At 39.3% G+C, this 17,917-nt stretch carries 12 protein-coding genes, 1 tRNA gene and 1 pseudogene; all 14 read left to right on the top strand.

The annotated features are described in order from the left end of the window. A partial coding sequence (locus HWX04_RS03315; protein WP_500676364.1) for an EF-Tu C-terminal domain-related protein occupies positions 1-230 on the top strand: 230 nt, incomplete at its 5' end. Between the two features lie 47 nt (positions 231-277). Then, a tRNA-Trp gene (locus HWX04_RS03310) sits at positions 278-353 on the top strand. A gap of 224 nt (positions 354-577) precedes the next feature. Next, positions 578-790: a preprotein translocase subunit SecE gene (secE, locus tag HWX04_RS03305; RefSeq protein WP_175868798.1), complete on the top strand. Its 213-nt coding sequence runs from the start codon at positions 578-580 to the stop codon at positions 788-790. A gap of 20 nt (positions 791-810) precedes the next feature. After that, positions 811-1,341, top strand: coding sequence for a transcription termination/antitermination protein NusG (nusG, locus tag HWX04_RS03300; protein ID WP_175868801.1), 531 nt, complete (start codon positions 811-813; stop codon positions 1,339-1,341). A 149-nt stretch (positions 1,342-1,490) separates the two neighbouring features. Then, positions 1,491-1,919, top strand: coding sequence for a 50S ribosomal protein L11 (gene rplK, locus HWX04_RS03295; RefSeq protein WP_012231471.1), 429 nt, complete (start codon positions 1,491-1,493; stop codon positions 1,917-1,919). Positions 1,920-1,923: 4 nt separating this feature from the next. Then, positions 1,924-2,628 carry a 50S ribosomal protein L1 gene (gene rplA, locus HWX04_RS03290; protein ID WP_175868797.1) on the top strand — a complete coding sequence of 235 codons (705 nt, stop codon included), beginning with the start codon at positions 1,924-1,926 and terminating at the stop codon, positions 2,626-2,628. Between the two features lie 355 nt (positions 2,629-2,983). Further along, on the top strand, positions 2,984-3,502 hold the full coding sequence (gene rplJ / locus HWX04_RS03285) for a 50S ribosomal protein L10 (RefSeq protein WP_175868796.1): 519 nt from the start codon (positions 2,984-2,986) through the stop codon (positions 3,500-3,502). A gap of 99 nt (positions 3,503-3,601) precedes the next feature. Next, positions 3,602-3,973, top strand: coding sequence for a 50S ribosomal protein L7/L12 (gene rplL, locus HWX04_RS03280; RefSeq protein WP_175868795.1), 372 nt, complete (start codon positions 3,602-3,604; stop codon positions 3,971-3,973). A gap of 286 nt (positions 3,974-4,259) precedes the next feature. Next, positions 4,260-8,411: a DNA-directed RNA polymerase subunit beta gene (rpoB, locus tag HWX04_RS03275; RefSeq protein WP_175868794.1), complete on the top strand. Its 4,152-nt coding sequence runs from the start codon at positions 4,260-4,262 to the stop codon at positions 8,409-8,411. Between the two features lie 169 nt (positions 8,412-8,580). Next, on the top strand, positions 8,581-12,792 hold the full coding sequence (rpoC, locus tag HWX04_RS03270) for a DNA-directed RNA polymerase subunit beta' (protein WP_175868793.1): 4,212 nt from the start codon (positions 8,581-8,583) through the stop codon (positions 12,790-12,792). Between the two features lie 498 nt (positions 12,793-13,290). Continuing rightward, the gene (locus HWX04_RS03265; RefSeq protein ID WP_175868792.1) at positions 13,291-13,647 is read left to right on the top strand and encodes a MerR family transcriptional regulator; all 357 of its coding nucleotides are present in this window, start codon (positions 13,291-13,293) and stop codon (positions 13,645-13,647) included. Between the two features lie 242 nt (positions 13,648-13,889). Then, complete coding sequence (locus HWX04_RS03260) at positions 13,890-14,579, top strand: nitroreductase (RefSeq protein ID WP_175868791.1); 690 nt, start codon at positions 13,890-13,892, stop codon at positions 14,577-14,579. Between the two features lie 340 nt (positions 14,580-14,919). After that, positions 14,920-16,311, top strand: coding sequence for an L-serine ammonia-lyase (locus tag HWX04_RS03255; protein ID WP_175868790.1), 1,392 nt, complete (start codon positions 14,920-14,922; stop codon positions 16,309-16,311). A gap of 556 nt (positions 16,312-16,867) precedes the next feature. After that, a pseudogene (locus tag HWX04_RS08510) lies at positions 16,868-17,459 on the top strand (integrase); the annotation flags it as partial. Positions 17,460-17,917 lie beyond the last annotated feature (458 nt).

Below are 17,917 nucleotides of genomic sequence, written 5' to 3'. Positions count from 1 at the left end.
GTCATACACCGTTTTTCACGAATTATCGTCCTCAGTTTTATTTCCGTACGACGGATGTTACGGGTATTGTTATACTTCCAGAAGGAACAGAAATGGTTATGCCCGGCGATAATGTAGCCATGGATGTTTCTCTTATTGTCCCGATAGCGATGGAAGAGAAGCTTCGTTTTGCTATTCGTGAAGGTGGTCGTACTGTTGGTGCCGGTATCGTCTCTAAGATCATTGAATAAATAATGCTTGTTAAAAGGTTACTAAAGGTTTTTTATTTTTGAGAGTTAGGGGTATAGCTCAGTTGGTAGAGCGGCGGTCTCCAAAACCGCAGGTCGCGGGTTCAAGTCCTGCTGCCCCTGCCAAAGGGGAAATAGGGTTTTAGATGCGGGGGAGCGGATCTTGCTGCCTTTTTCGCTTTTTTTTATCTAGGGCTTGTTTTTTTGTGTGTGAGACGTTATTGAATAGGAAGTAAAAATTGCATCAGTCTTGAGGTTGGCTTTTGCATTTTTTCGTATCTGTCTTGTTAGGTAAAGCACAATAGGACTAAAAGAAAGTATAATAGGGCTAGAGAAAATATAGTGTGAAGATGGCATCTAAAACAAATCCAATTGCCTTTTTGAAGCAGGTTTATGCAGAAACAGTTAAAGTAAAGTGGCCTACGCGCCGTGAGACAGTTATTTCTACTGTTATGGTTTTGTTGGTAACGGCATTAGCTTCGGCTTTCTTTTTTATTGTGGATCAGGTTATGCATTTTAGTGTTTGGCGGGTTATTGATCTTCTGAAATATCTTTTTAGTTGATAATGTAAGGAAGTGTGACTGTGGCGGCTCGTTGGTATATTGTTCAGGCATATTCGAATTTTGAAAAGAAAGTAGCTGAGGCTATTGATAAAGAGGCAAAGCAAAAAGGGCTTGATCATCTGTTTGAAAAGATTTTTGTCCCAACAGAGCGTGTTGTAGAAGTTCGTCGTGGGCGTAAAGTTGATACTGAACGAAAATTTTTTCCTGGTTATGTTCTTATTCGTGCTGAATTAACAGATGAGGTTTATCATCTTATTAAGAATACGCCTAAAGTGACAGGTTTTTTAGGATCAGATGCGCGTCCTGTTCCCATTTCTGATCGGGAAGTTGAACAAATTCTCAAGCAAGTTCAGGAAGGGGTTGAGTCTCCAAAGTCTTCTGTATTGTTTGAGGTTGGAGAACAAGTTCGAGTTGCTGATGGTCCTTTTGTTTCGTTTAATGGAATTGTTCAAGAGGTTGAAGAAGAGCGCTCTCGTCTTAAGGTTGAAGTGCTCATTTTTGGGCGTCCTACGCCTGTTGATTTGGAATTTGGTCAGGTTGAAAAACTCTGATTAAACTTAGAGTGGTTTTAATTACTTTAAGGAATGAGTGGGAGGTGATTTATGGTTTTTGTCGGCTTAATGATCCGAACCACATGACTGCAGCGGGTAGCGAGCAAGATAAATTGTTAGTATACCAGTAAAATTGAAGGCAGATTATTATGGCAAAAAAAAGTATAGGTCAGCTTAAATTGCAGGTTCCTGCAGGGGCTGCGACTCCATCTCCACCGATTGGTCCAGCTCTTGGGCAACGTGGTATTAATATCATGGAATTTTGTAAGGCGTTTAATGCGGCGACACAAGAAATGGAAAAGGGAGCACCGATTCCAGTTGTTATTACGTATTACCAAGATAAATCTTTCACGTTTTCTCTTAAGACACCTCCTGTGTCCTTCTTTTTAAAGAAGGAAGCACAACTTAAGTCTGGTTCAAAAGAGCCTGGTAAAGTGTCTGTAGGAAGTATCTCTCGCGATAAAATTCGTTCGATTGCAGAATCAAAGATGAAAGATCTTAATGCGAATGACATTGAGGCAGCAATGCGTATGGTCGAAGGTTCTGCGCGCTCGATGGGCTTAGAAGTGGTGGGCTAATATTATGGCAAAAGTAGCAAAGAGAATAAAAAATATCCGAAAAGATATTGATTTTAATGAACTTTACACTTTAAAAGATGCTGTTTCAATGGTTAAAGAGCGTGCCGTAGCTAAGTTTGATGAAACAATTGAAATTTCAATGAACTTGGGTGTTGACCCTCGTCATGCAGATCAGATGGTTCGAGGTGTTGCTCATTTGCCGAATGGCACGGGACGAAATATTCGTGTTGCCGTTTTTGCTCGTGGAGATAAGGCTGAGGAAGCTAAAGCGGCAGGGGCTGATATTGTAGGTTCTGAAGATTTGTTTGAAAGCATTAATGGTGGGGTGATTGACTTTGATCGTTGTATTGCAACACCAGATATGATGCCTCTTGTTGGTCGTCTTGGTAAGATTCTTGGTCCGCGGAGTTTGATGCCAAATCCAAAAGTTGGGACTGTAACACTTGATGTTGCCGGTGCTGTCAAAGCTTCTAAAGGTGGTGCTGTCGAGTTTCGTGTTGAAAAAGCAGGTATTGTGCATGCTGGTATTGGGAAGGCTTCTTTTGGCGTTGAAAAAATCGTAGAAAATATTAAAGCCTTTGCAAGTGCAGTTATTAAAGCGAAACCGCAAGGTGCAAAAGGTGAGTATATTAAGCGCATTGCTGTTTCTTCAACGATGGGGATTGGTATTAAAGTTGATCCAGCAACGGTTCGTTCAGAGTCAGTATAAGCTGATTTATAATTTTTTTGAGGTATGTGACGATCGAAATTATATTTTGAATGTCGTTTTTTGCGGCATTTAGTTATCTAAGCTTTTTAGGGCTTAGGTTATACCGGAAAAATTCCGGGATATCCTGTCCGAGATTGTAGGTGATGCTTTAAGTATCTTAATCAAAAAAAACCTGCATGAGACTGGGGTAAAAACTGAGAGTTAAAAAACTTTAAAGGGTTTGAGCCAGGGTTGCCTTTGAACGCTGTGCGTGAAAAAGGGGACAGGATCCTCATCGGTGACATGAAGTATTTTATGTTATCAAAGGTAACCAACAGGTTTGTTTTAAAATAAATCTGTTAAATGGAGAGAGACAGTGAATAGAGCGGAAAAACGCGAATTTGTTACATGGCTTAACGAGACTTTTCAAAAGTCTGGTTCTGTTGTTGTTGCACATTATTCCGGTCTGACAGTTTCACAAATGAACGATCTGCGTTCAAAAATGGGTGAAGCTGGCGGTGCCGTTAAAGTCGCCAAAAACCGTCTTGCTAAAATCGCTCTTCAGGGCACGGATTCTGAATCAATGGTGGATTTGTTTAAAGGACAAACACTTATTGCTTATTCAGAAGATCCAATCACAGCACCAAAAGTTGCTGTTGATTTTGCAAAAAGCAATGACAAATTTGTCATCCTTGGTGGTTCAATGGGTGCAACGAGTTTAACTGTAGATGCTGTGAAGTCATTGGCTTCATTGCCTTCATTAAACGAGTTGCGGGCAAAACTTGTGGGTATGATTTCTACCCCTGCGACCCGTATTGCGCAGGTTGTTAATGCACCTGCAGGTCAGGTTGCACGTGTCATTGGAGCATATGCTCAGGAGGATAAGGCGGCTTAAGGCTGTTTATTCACGTTGATGGAAGAGCTTTAATGCTTTTCTATTTTTTTGAATAAGTTTTAATAATGGTTCAAATCTTTTAATTGAAGGAATTTTAAAATGGCTGATCTAGCGAAGATCGTAGAAGACCTTTCTAATCTCACCCTTTTGGAAGCTGCTGAGCTTTCTAAGTTACTTGAAGAAAAATGGGGCGTTTCGGCTGCTGCTCCTGTGGCTGTTGCTGCTGTTGCTGGTGCTGCTGCTCCAGCTGCTGAAGAAAAAACAGAATTTGATGTTATTCTTGTTGAAGGTGGCGCGCAAAAAATTAATGTTATTAAGGAAGTTCGTGCTCTTACTGGACTTGGTCTTAAAGAAGCAAAAGACCTAGTTGAAGGAGCACCTAAGCCTATTAAAGAAGGCGCTTCTAAAGAAGAAGCAGAGAAAATTAAATCTCAACTTGAATCTGCCGGTGCTAAAGTTGAACTTAAATAAATTTAATTTTATCGGCGGACATTTATGTTCGCCGATTTTCTTTCTTTAAAAAGAGGAAAAATAATGAGTGAAAAAACTTTTGCCAACGATTTAATTGCACTCGTGGGTCTAGGGTTGGGCTACTCATCCCTTATCATAAAGCCAAGTCAATGAAAGGCTTGTTTTTGTGATGAAAGTTAACGATGCTCACTATTGGGTGTCGAGTGAACTGGTCTGCATATGCAGGTTAATGATATAAGGCTTTCAAGGTTGGTTTACCTTGAAGAGTAAGGATCAAGGAGCGACGATGGCTCAGACTCACGCAATGATGTCTCAATTCAATGGTCGTAAGCGGGTACGCAAATTTTTCGGTAAGATTCCTGAAGTAGCAGAGATGCCGAATCTTATTGAGGTTCAAAAAGCGTCATATGATCAGTTTCTCATGGTTGAGGAACCGAAGGGTGGACGACCCGATGAAGGTTTGCAAGCTGTTTTTAAATCGGTATTTCCTATTTCCGATTTTTCCGGTACAGCTATGCTTGAGTTTGTTGGTTATGAATTTGATTTACCAAAATTTGATGTTGAAGAATGTCGTCAACGTGATTTAACTTATGCAGCCCCATTAAAGGTAATATTGCGTTTGATTGTTTTTGATGTTGATGAGGATACTGGCTCCAAAGATATCAAAGACATTAAAGAGCAGGGCGTTTATATGGGTGATATGCCTTTAATGACGAGCAATGGTACCTTTATCGTTAATGGTACGGAGCGTGTTATTGTTTCTCAGATGCACCGTTCTCCTGGTGTCTTTTTTGACCATGATAAAGGTAAATCCCATTCATCCGGAAAGCTTCTTTTTGCTGCTCGTGTTATTCCGTATCGTGGCTCTTGGCTGGATATTGAGTTTGATGCTAAGGACATCATTTATGCGCGTATTGATCGGCGGCGTAAGATTCCTATTACCAGTCTTTTAATGGCGTTAGGGATGGATGCTTCGGATATTTTGTCAACATTTTATGATAAAGTGAGTTATGAGCGTGATGGAGAAGGATGGCGTGTTCCTTATTCTGTTGATCGCTTTAAAGGAATGAAGCTCATTTCTGACCTTATAGATGCTGATAGTGGTGAAGTAGTTGCGGAAGCTGGTAAAAAGCTAACAGTTCGTACGGCGAAGTCTTTGGCAGAAAAAGGCCTTAAGGCGGTTAAAGTTAGTGAGGATGATTTATTAGGGTGTTATCTTGCCGAAGATATTGTTAATTACGAGACAGGTGAGATCTACCTTGAAGCAGGCGATGAAATTGATGAAAAAGTATTGAAAGTTTTGCTTGATGTTAGTGCTGATCAAATCAATATCCTTGATATTGATCATATGAATATTGGTGCCTATATCCGCAATACTTTAAAGGTGGATAAAAATGAAAGTCGACAGGATGCATTATTTGATATTTACCGAGTAATGCGTCCGGGTGAGCCCCCAACAATCGATACAGCAGAAGCAATGTTCCATTCATTGTTTTTTGATCCAGAGCGTTATGATCTTTCAGCTGTTGGACGTGTTAAGATGAATTTGCGGATGGATCTTGATTGTCCGGATACAGTTCGTGTTTTACGTCAAGAAGATATTCTTGCTGTTGTTAAGATGTTGGTTGAATTGCGTGATGGTCGTGGTGAAATTGATGATATTGATAATCTTGGCAATCGTCGCGTTCGTTCTGTTGGGGAGTTGATGGAAAATCAATATCGCATTGGTCTCCTTCGTATGGAGCGTGCGATAAAAGAGCGTATGTCATCGGTTGAAATTGATACAGTTATGCCGCAGGATTTGATCAATGCAAAGCCTGCTGCAGCAGCAGTTCGTGAGTTTTTTGGGTCTTCACAATTGTCGCAGTTTATGGATCAGACCAATCCATTATCAGAAATCACCCATAAGCGCCGTCTTTCTGCTCTTGGTCCAGGAGGGTTGACTCGCGAGCGTGCAGGTTTTGAAGTTCGTGACGTCCATCCTACCCATTATGGCCGTATTTGTCCGATTGAAACACCAGAAGGTCCCAATATTGGTCTCATTAACTCTTTGGCAACATTTGCTAGGGTTAACAAATATGGCTTTATTGAAAGCCCATATCGTAAAATTATTGATGGTAAAGTCACCGAAGAAGTTATTTATCTTTCGGCGATGGAAGAAGCAAAGCATTATGTTGCTCAAGCGAATTCCTCATTGGATGGTGAAGGACGCTTTACAGAAGAGTTTGTTGTTTGCCGTCATGCTGGTGAAGTTTTAATGGCACCGCGCGATCATGTTGATTTGATGGATGTTTCACCAAAACAGTTGGTCTCAGTCGCGGCCGCGCTTATTCCGTTTTTGGAAAATGATGATGCGAATCGTGCGCTTATGGGATCGAACATGCAACGTCAGGCAGTTCCTCTTGTACGCGCTGAAGCACCATTTGTTGGGACGGGAATGGAATCCGTTGTTGCACGAGATTCAGGAGCTGCTGTGAGCGCAAAACGGAGTGGTATTGTTGATCAAGTTGATGCTACCCGTATTGTTATTCGTGCAACAGAAGATTTAGATCCTTCAAAATCTGGCGTTGATATTTACCGCTTACAAAAATTTCAGCGTTCTAATCAGTCCACTTGTATTAATCAGCGTCCTCTTGTGCATGTCGGTGATCGGGTAGAAAAGGGTGATATCATTGCAGATGGTCCGTCCACGGATCTTGGTGATTTAGCTCTTGGGCGGAATGTTCTTGTCGCCTTTATGCCTTGGAATGGATATAACTATGAAGATTCCATTTTGTTATCTGAGCGCATTGTTGCGGATGATGTGTTTACTTCAATTCATATTGAGGAATTTGAAGTTGCAGCACGTGATACAAAGCTTGGGCCTGAGGAAATTACTCGCGACATTCCGAATGTTGCTGAAGAAGCATTGAGAAATCTTGATGAAGCTGGCATTATTTATATTGGTGCTGAAGTTCAACCGGGTGATATTTTGGTTGGAAAGATTACACCGAAGGGTGAAAGTCCCATGACGCCGGAAGAAAAGCTTCTACGTGCAATTTTTGGTGAAAAGGCATCAGATGTTCGTGATACTTCTATGCGTATGCCTCCTGGGACATTTGGTACTGTTGTTGAAGTTCGTGTTTTTAATCGCCATGGTGTGGAAAAAGATGAGCGCGCTATGGCAATTGAGCGTGAAGAAATTGAACGTTTAGCAAAAGACCGTGATGATGAGCAGTCGATTCTTGATCGCAATGTTTATGCGCGTCTTACCGACATGTTAACAGGCAAAGTCGCTGTAGAAGGTCCGAAAGGCTTTTCAGAGAGCAAAAAGCTTGATAGTACGGTAATGGGGCGTTATCCACGTTCGCAGTGGTGGCAATTTGCTGTTGAGGATGAAAAGCTTCAAAATGAAATTGAAGCTTTGCGCAAGCAATATGATGAATCAAAAGAAGCATTACAACGTCGCTTTATGGATAAAGTTGAAAAGGTCCAAAGAGGTGATGAAATGCCTCCTGGTGTCATGAAAATGGTTAAAGTTTTTGTGGCTGTGAAGCGCAAAATCCAACCAGGTGATAAGATGGCGGGACGTCACGGAAATAAGGGTGTTGTCTCACGTATTCTTCCCGTAGAAGATATGCCATTTCTTGAAGATGGAACCCATGCTGATATCGTTTTAAATCCCCTTGGTGTTCCTAGTCGTATGAATGTTGGGCAAATTCTTGAGACGCATCTTGGTTGGGCATGTGCGGGGATGGGCAAGAAGATTGGTGATTTGTTAGAATTATATCAAGAGACTGGTGATATATTGCCTCTACGTCAACGTATTGAAAATCTTATGCCAGATGATAATCATAATGAACCAGTGCGTCAGTATGATAACGAGAGCCTTTACAAATTGGCAGTTCAGATGAAGAAGGGGGTTTCAATTGCCACACCTGTTTTTGATGGAGCACATGAGTCTGATATCAACATGATGCTGGAAGATGCTGGTCTGGATAGTTCAGGGCAGGTTACGCTTTATGATGGTCGTACGGGAGAACCTTTTGATCGTCCAGTAACGGTGGGGTATATTTACATGTTGAAATTGCATCACCTTGTGGATGATAAGATTCATGCCCGTTCTATTGGTCCCTACTCACTTGTTACGCAGCAGCCATTGGGAGGTAAGGCACAGTTTGGTGGTCAACGTTTTGGTGAAATGGAGGTTTGGGCCCTTGAAGCTTATGGTGCTGCATATACTTTGCAGGAGATGTTGACAGTAAAATCAGATGATGTCGCTGGTCGGACGAAAGTCTATGAAGCGATTGTGCGTGGTGATGATACATTTGAAGCCGGTATACCTGAGAGCTTTAATGTGTTGGTAAAAGAAATGCGTTCACTTGCTCTTAATGTAGAGCTTGATGATGCGCGTGAACTTATTGCGCAGCGCATGTTATCTGATACGGCAGAACAATAATTCAAGGAGCGCACCAAAAAAAGGTTGCGCTCTGATGACTTTAAGAGGCTCAATAACCTTATTAAGGTGATATAGATCATTTTTAAAAGTAAATGTATTTTAAAGAAGATCTGTTACAAAATGAATGAGATATTACAACAGGTTCTAAGAATCTTTGAAGGAGAACAGCATGAACCACGAGGTCATGAATCTTTTCAATCCTCAAGCGCCAGCGCAAACATTTGACTCTATTCGTATTTCTATTGCGAGTCCTGAGAAAATTTTGTCTTGGTCGTATGGTGAGATTAAGAAGCCTGAGACTATTAATTATCGGACTTTTAAACCAGAGCGTGATGGTCTTTTTTGTGCACGTATATTTGGCCCGATTAAAGACTATGAATGTCTATGCGGTAAATATAAACGCATGAAATATAAGGGGATTATTTGTGAGAAATGTGGTGTGGAAGTTACTCTTTCGCGCGTACGTCGTGAGCGTATGGGGCACATTGAGCTTGCAGCACCTGTGGCACATATATGGTTTCTTAAATCGTTACCAGGCCGTATTTCTACACTTTTAGATTTGACTTTAAAAGATATTGAGCGTGTTCTTTATTTTGAGAATTATATTGTAACTGAACCAGGGTTAACCTCTCTTAAGCTTCACCAACTTCTTTCTGAAGAAGAGTATATGCTTGCTATTGATGAGTTTGGAGAAGACCAGTTTACAGCGATGATTGGCGCTGAGGCTATTTACGAGCTTTTAGCTGGTATGGAACTTGATAAAATCGCCAACGATTTGCGTCTCGAATTAGCTGAAACAACTTCAGAGTTAAAGCAAAAAAAGTTGATTAAACGACTTAAGATCGTTGAAAATTTTCTTGAATCTGGGAATAAGCCAGAGTGGATGATTATAAAAACAATTCCGGTTATTCCACCGGATTTACGTCCATTGGTTCCACTTGATGGTGGACGTTTCGCGACATCAGATCTCAATGATCTTTATCGGCGTGTTATCAATCGTAATAACCGTTTGAAACGGTTGATTGAATTGCGTGCTCCTGGAATTATCGTGCGTAATGAAAAGCGTATGGTACAAGAAGCTGTTGACGCATTGTTTGATAATGGGCGGCGTGGGCGTGTGATTACGGGAGCCAATAAACGTCCGCTCAAGTCTCTTTCAGATATGTTAAAGGGTAAGCAAGGCCGTTTCCGTCAAAACCTGCTTGGAAAGCGTGTTGATTACTCGGGTCGTTCTGTTATTGTGACAGGTCCTGAATTAAAATTACATCAATGTGGTCTTCCCAAAAAAATGGCCCTTGAATTATTTAAGCCCTTTATTTATGCGCGGCTTGATGCAAAAGGATATTCCTCAACTGTAAAACAAGCAAAAAAGCTTGTTGAGAAAGAGCATCCAGAAGTTTGGGATATCTTAGATGAGGTTATTCGTGAACATCCTGTTTTACTCAATCGTGCGCCAACATTGCACCGTTTGGGAATTCAGGCATTTGAACCTATCTTAATTGAAGGGAAGGCTATCCAGCTTCATCCATTGGTATGTACCGCTTTTAATGCGGATTTTGATGGAGATCAGATGGCGGTTCACGTTCCACTTTCTCTTGAAGCGCAGCTTGAAGCCCGTGTTTTGATGATGTCGACCAATAATATTCTTCATCCAGCCAATGGTGCCCCTATTATTGTTCCATCACAGGATATGGTTCTTGGTCTTTATTATCTCTCAATTGTTTCTGAAAAAGAACCAGGTGAGGGAATGGCTTTTTCTGATATAGGAGAGCTTCATTATGCCTTGGAAAATAAGGTCGTAACGCTTCATACAAAGATTAAAGGCCGTGTTAAGAATATTGGCAAGGATGGAAAAGAAGTTGCTAAACTTTATGATACGACACCTGGTCGTTTGATTATCGGTGAGCTTTTGCCCAAAAATCCAAATATCTCATTTGATATTATCAATCAAGAAATGACAAAAAAGAATATTTCTAAAATGATTGATCATGTTTATCGCCACTGTGGACAAAAAGAGACGGTTATTTTTTGTGACCGTATTATGCAGCTTGGTTTTTCTTATGCTTGTCGTGCAGGAATCTCATTCGGGAAGGATGATATGGTTATTCCTGATAGCAAGTCGCGTTTAGTGGCAGAAACAGAAGCTTTGGCGAAGGAATACGAACAGCAATATAATGATGGTTTGATTACACTAGGTGAAAAATACAATAAGGTTGTAGATGCTTGGGGTAAATGTACAGACCGTGTTGCGGATGAAATGATGAAACGAATTCAAGCTGTTGATTTTGATCCTAAAACAGGTCGTCAACGGCCCATGAATTCGATCTATATGATGTCGCATTCTGGTGCCCGTGGTTCAGCTAACCAGATGAGACAATTGGCTGGTATGCGTGGATTAATGGCAAAACCATCAGGTGAAATTATTGAAACACCTATTATTTCAAATTTTAAGGAAGGTCTCACTGTTAACGAATACTTCAACTCGACACATGGTGCGCGTAAAGGACTTGCTGATACTGCGTTAAAAACGGCGAACTCTGGTTATCTAACACGGCGTCTTGTTGATGTTGCACAGGATGCTATTATTTCAGCAGTTGATTGTGGTACAGCAAAAGGGCTTACTATGCAGCCAATTGTTGATGCAGGACAAATTGTTGCCTCTCTTGGGCAAAGAATTCTTGGTCGTACAGCCCTTGTTGATATTTTACATCCTGTCTCTGGAGAGGTTATTCTTGAGGGTGGAGCGATGATTGAGGAGGCTGATGTCGCGAAGATTGAAGACGCTGGAATTCAATCTGTTCAAATTCGTTCTGCTTTAACATGTGAAACACGTCTTGGTGTTTGTGCAAAATGCTATGGTCGTGATTTGGCGCGTGGAACACCGGTTAATCAGGGAGAAGCTGTTGGTGTTATTGCTGCTCAGTCAATTGGTGAGCCTGGAACACAGCTTACTATGCGTACTTTCCACTTAGGAGGAACGGCACAGGTTGTTGATTCATCGTATTTAGAGGCCTCTTATGAAGGTACGGTGGAGATTCGTAACCGTAATGTGGTTCGTAACTCTGAAGGTCATTTGGTTGTTATGGGGCGTAATATGGCTATCCTTATCAAGGATGAGTTAGGAAAAGAGCGCGTTGTGCATCGTGTTAGCTATGGTGCGCATATTTTTGTTGACGATGGTGATGTGGTTAAACGTGGCCAGCGTATAGCAGAATGGGATCCTTATACACGTCCAGTTTTAACGGAAGTTGAAGGTTATGTGGGTTTTGAAGATATGGTTGATGGTTTATCGGTTACTGAAACAGCTGATGAATCTACGGGGATTACGAAGCGTTTAGTGATTGATTGGCGTGCTAATCCACGTGGTGCGGAGCTCAAACCAGCCATTATTATCCACGCAGATAAAGAAGGTAAATCCATTGCTAAATTGTATAAGGGAGGTGAAGCCCGTTATATGATGTCAGTGGAAACTATTCTTTCTGTTGAGCTTGGTGCTCATGTGAAAGCGGGTGATGTTATTGCTCGTTTGCCAATGGAAAGTGCCAAGACGAAAGATATTACGGGTGGTCTACCACGGGTGGCAGAACTTTTTGAAGCGCGTCGTCCAAAGGATCATGCGATTATTGCTGAAGTCAGTGGTACAATTCGCTTTGGCCGTGGTTATAAGAATAAACGCCGTATTATTATTGAACCAAATGATGAAACTCTTGAGCCAGTAGAATATTTGATTCCCAAAGGTAAGTTGCTCCACTTCCAAGAAGGCGATCAAATTGAAAAGGGTGATTATATTCTTGATGGTAATCCAGCTCCTCATGATATCTTAGCGATTAAGGGTGTTGAAGCTTTGGCATCTTACCTTGTTAATGAGATTCAGGAGGTTTATCGTTTGCAAGGGGTTCTTATCAATGACAAGCACATTGAAGTGATTGTTCGTCAAATGTTGCAAAAAGTTGAAATTACTGAATCTGGAGATTCTGGTTATATTCCAGGTGATAATGTTGATCGTATTGAACTTGATGAAATCAATGATAATTTGATTGCAGAAGGGAAGAAGCCCGCATCTGGTAATCCCATTCTTCTTGGAATTACAAAAGCTTCTCTTCAAACGCCTTCTTTCATTTCAGCAGCATCGTTTCAGGAAACAACACGCGTTCTTACTGAAGCAGCGGTTTCTGGTAAAATTGATACTTTGCAAGGGCTTAAAGAGAACGTTATTGTCGGTCGTCTTATTCCTGCTGGTACAGGCGGCACGATTTCTCAAATCCGTCGTATTGCAGCCGTTCGTGATGATTTGATTGTAGATGAGCAGCGTAAGTCTAGTAATAACGAAGTGGCTAAGGCTATGTTGATAAATATGACAGCTGGAACCGTTGCTGAATAATTTAAAGACAACGTCATATGATATAAAAACGTCTGAATAGTGAGTTCAGACGTTTTTTATATCAAAATGTAGAAGTTTCATATTTCTCTGAAAAATATAATCATAAAAAATTATAAACCGATAATCATTTTAAAGTTTTCTTATTTTTGAATGCAGTATAGAAATTTTTGTCCAAGCTATATGAATCTTAAAAGCCGTATTTTAAGGAAAAGAGAGAATTCTTTATAAGTAAAATAACGACTGATTTCGAGTTTTAAGAAAATTTTTTGATTGATATCTTCTGTAAAGCTTCAAAAGCCCATACAATAAAAAGATCAATAGTCTTTTCTATCATTAAAAAAATAATTGGTTTTTTGCTGTATAATATCTGTGTGATAACCATATATGTCTTTATATTTTAGAGTGCGGGAAAGTAGAGAATAAAGTGCTTGCCTAAAGTTTTATAAAAAGAAGACATATTTCTTATAACAATGTAGTTTACGAAAACAGAATGATAAAATGTACAAATATTATTCAATTAGAGAATTAACGCGTGAGTTTTCAATAACAGCTCGAACTTTGCGTTATTATGAAGAAGAGGGACTTCTTATTCCTTTCCGGCGCGGGAGTACACGACTTTATACACAAACGGACCGTCATAAATTAAAACAAATACTGCGTGCTAAAAGAGTTAAATTCTCATTGTCTGAAATATCTGATATGTTGGCTGTGGTTGGAGAACCACCTGATGATGAGAAAAAGCTTAAGAAATTAATTGCAGGAATTCATAAAAAACGAGCTGATTTAAAGAAGATGCAGCATGATATTGATGATCTTCTACAGGATTTAGAACGAATTGAGGAGAATTTTTTTTAGAGCTTAGCGGAATTGGGGGGTAATCGTTGATTATGAAATTTATTTCATCTACTTTTAGACAATTTTCTTTCTATTAAAAGAGACAGGTTGTGCTATCCTAATGGGTGGGTGGTCTTTCACACTGCGTAAAATTTGTAAGTCAATTGAAGAAATAGAGCGTGCGAAAAAAACAGCAAAGGTATTTTCGTCGTATATTGTCCTTGATAAGCAAAAAATATTTTTCATTAAAGAAAGTAAAGACAATGGCAGTTTCTCCCATGAGTATTTTTCAATCTATTTTGTCGCGAAAGTCAATTCGCGCTTTTACTGACCAGCCAGTCAGTTTGGAAACAATCAAAGAAATCTTAAAACTTGCAGCACGTGCACCATCTGGAACAAATATTCAGCCATGGCAAGTAATTGTACTTACGGGAAGTGTATTACAGAAAGTAGGGCAAGAGCTTTCACAACTTGTGCTTTCAGGGGTAAAAGGAGAGCGTGAATATCATTATTATCCACGCCAATGGCGTGAGCCTTATCTTTCAAGGCGTCGAAAAGTCGGTTTGGATCTTTATCAGAGTCTTGGAATTCAAAAAGGGGATGAAGAAAAAATGCTTTATCAAAAGGCGCGAAATTTTTTATTTTTTGATGCACCGGTAGGACTTTTGTTTACAATGAATCACGACATGGAAATCGGGAGTTGGCTTGATTTGGGTATGTTTATGCAGACTATTATGTTAGCAGCACGTGGATTTGGATTAGATACTTGCCCTCAAGCAGCTTTTGCTGATTATCATAAACAGATTCGTACACTTTTATCGATCCCTTCTGATCGCCATATTATCTGTGGTATGGCACTTGGTTATCGCGATATAAATGCTCCAGAAAACAATTTTGAGACAGAACGAGAACCGTTGGAAAACTTTGTACGTTTCATTGAAGCATATCCATAAAATATTTTGTATAATTAAGCATACGTTTTGAAGAATTTGCTGCATGATGAGAAATATTTTCAGTAAGAATCTCACATTCTTATTGAATTCTGGTCTTGCATATTAACACTTATTTGACTACGTTTGGAAAGTTAAGAGAGTGATGACTCTAGGGGCATTGTCGATTTTGAAGGTTGACTATGGAAAGCACTATAGAAAAAAAGTGTTGGGTGGTAGCAAGACGAGCGACATTCGTGTTTGTTGCTGTCATTTTTTTGGTTTATCTCGCAATTTGATTTTAAACGGGACAAACGTTATAAAAAGCGCATGCTCAAACCATACTACAGTTTTGAGGTGACGTGTGTTTTTATCTGTTTTTGAACTTTTTAAAATTGGGATTGGTCCTTCTAGTTCACATACGATGGGGCCGATGACAGCGGCTAATATGTTTTTGCAAAAGATACGAGATTTTTCTCAGTCATCTGCTATTCAAGTTTCTCGTATACGTGTTTATCTTTACGGTTCTTTAGCTTTCACGGGGATTGGTCATGCAACAGATAGAGCTATTATATTAGGGCTTTTAGGAGAAAAAGCTTCTACTGTTGATCCTGATAATATGGAATTTCTGTTAGCAAAAGTTATACATGAAAAAAAAGTGCAACCAGAAGACCATCCCGCTTATCAGTTTGATTTGCAACGTGATCTTATTTTTGAACGAAAGGAAATCTTACCTGGACATACGAATGGGCTAGCATTTGAAGCACTTGATGCTGGTGGGAATGTTCTGTTACGGCAGATTTATTATTCTATCGGGGGGGGATTTGTTCTGACTGAGGATGAATTAATTCATATGAATGGTGATATACAACCAAAAGCATTTGAGGTGCCATATCCCTTTGATTCTGCACGTAAAATGTTGTCGATGGCAGAAAAATCTGGACTTTCGATTGCTGAAATGAAACGCTTAAATGAAGAAACAAAGATAGAGCGTTCTTCTCTGGATGCAGGGCTTGATGAAATTTTTTCAGCGATGACAAATTGCATTGATAGAGGTCTTTCACAAGAAGGTGAGTTGCCTGGTGGATTGCGTGTTCTAAGGCGTGCTAAAAAGCTGCATGAAACGCTTTTGGAAAAGCAGAAGAAAAATTGCAATTATCCACTTTGGGCAAACGATTGGCTTTCGGTATATGCTATGGCAGTCAATGAGGAAAATGCAGCAGGTGGTCGTGTTGTTACAGCACCAACAAATGGTGCAGCTGGTGTTGTTCCTGCAGTTTTGCGTTACTATCTTCAGTTTAATGATGATTCAGATCAAAAGGGAATACATAATTTTCTATTGACGGCAGCAGCTATTGGCGGTGTTATCAAACATAATGCCTCTATTTCTGGTGCAGAAGTTGGGTGTCAAGGTGAAGTTGGGACGGCATCTTCAATGGCTGCGGCGGGGTTGACCGCAGCGTTAGGTGGAACACCAGCTCAAATTGAAAATGCAGCGGAAATTGCGCTTGAGCATCATTTGGGAATGACATGTGATCCGGTTGCAGGTCTTGTACAAGTTCCTTGTATTGAGCGTAATGCAATGGGGGCGGTTAAGGCAGTAACGGCTTCTTCTCTTGCATTATATGGTAATGGAGAACATTTTGTTTCTCTTGATGCTTGTATAGAAACAATGCGTCAGACGGGTCATGATATGAGTGAATGTTATAAAGAAACAAGTAAAGGTGGTCTCGCAGTCAATGCAATATCTTGTTAAGAGTACGATCTTTTGTTAGGAGCTGGAATATTTTTTTCATTTCATAACTGGACTCGTTGGAGAAAGGTCACATTCCTTATTCTTAAGAAAGCTTATGTTTTTTGTTGCTTATCTCTGTTTGATTTATTTCTGAAATAGAAAAACAGTCTCATTGGAAAAAATAAAAAAGCCTCAAGTAAAATGAGTGATTAATCTGTCACCACTTTCTCGGTGGGTTTTTATGGCTTTTAAAAGTTTTCGTAGCAATATCTTTTAAGGAAGGGAAGATTATACCTTGGTATCTAAGGCAAATTTGTTGTAAATCTAAATGATTGCGATGAGATGTGAGAGAGCTTTAAAGATTTTTATTTTTTTAATAAAGATCTTTTGGATAGCTGTTATGGCAAAAAAATACCTTGAAAATAAACTCTAATTCGCAATAATTGAAAGGGATTTGAGAAAATCTTATTTTCCACTTTTATTTATAAATCCTGTCCCGTCAAAAAAATTGAAATAAATAATGACGTATACATTACAAAATATTTGTCAAAATTTTTATGAATGAACAACCCAGCGGCACTCTGTTTTATGTGAAGGTTATGATACCATTAAGAACGCAGTAAATAAAAGTGTGAGACAATGCGTAATCTCAATTATTTAAAGGATATTGCTTTAGATATTTTTGAAAGCCGTAAAGCTAAATTAAAAGGAAATGGCAAGGATTAGGGTTGGTTTTCACCTTTAAAACTTCATATTCTTCCCAAATTAGGTTTTCTGCCTGTTTTAGAGCTTATCCAAACAAGAGATACCTGATACCCTTGCTCCTATTTAGCATACAAAATCTGCAACAGCAGAAAAAGCGCTAAATCGTCTTAATATTTGTCTCAAACATGCGACTGTTTTGGGTTTGGATGGTTGATTGACAGGCAATAGAAAAAACACGGGCTCTCTTAGGAAAACAACTCTCTAAAACACAAAGTTCCCCAGCAACGGACTGAAGAGAAAGTCTGCTTTTTATAAAAAAACTTTGCCAAACAACAAGCATAACACATTTGATTTTGCGTATATTTATTCTTACAGGGATTCGTATACATCCATTGCGTTATATTTGTGATAATTAGATTGAAGATGATTTATGGAGAATCCCTACTGAAGATATGAAAGGTCAATGAGATGCTAAAGGAGAATTTCGTATCCCTTTATCATTATAAGCAATGAAAATAATTGAAAGCTTGTTGCATCTCTAAAAGTAATTTTATTTTTTGTCGCATTGTCCTATTTCACTTGCTGCTGTATCAAGCTATATGCAAAAAATAAATTATCATGATAAGTTAAAACCTTATAGAAATTATATCATGATATTTAATTTGATAATTTCTTTTACATTTTTTTATCGATAGTATTTCTATTTTCAAGTTTGCTTTGTTTATTGAAAGAAATAGAAGAACTTAGATTATTTTTTACAACGTTTATGTTGTAGAGCAAATCGTTATTAAGAGGGATTTTCTTTATTGCACTTTTATAATAGCCTCTAAAGTGATAAGCTTTCATTCTATGCTGGGTTCATTTTTTCCAGAAAGATATCAAGGACAATTTTTACTATTAAATCAAAAAATGGAAAATATTT

The organism is Bartonella gabonensis, assembly GCF_903679515.1.
In the GTDB taxonomy this organism is placed as follows: Bacteria; Pseudomonadota; Alphaproteobacteria; order Rhizobiales; family Rhizobiaceae; genus Bartonella; species Bartonella gabonensis.
The sequence above is the reverse complement of the archived record's forward strand: the minus strand, read 5'-3'. Positions and strand labels throughout refer to the sequence as shown.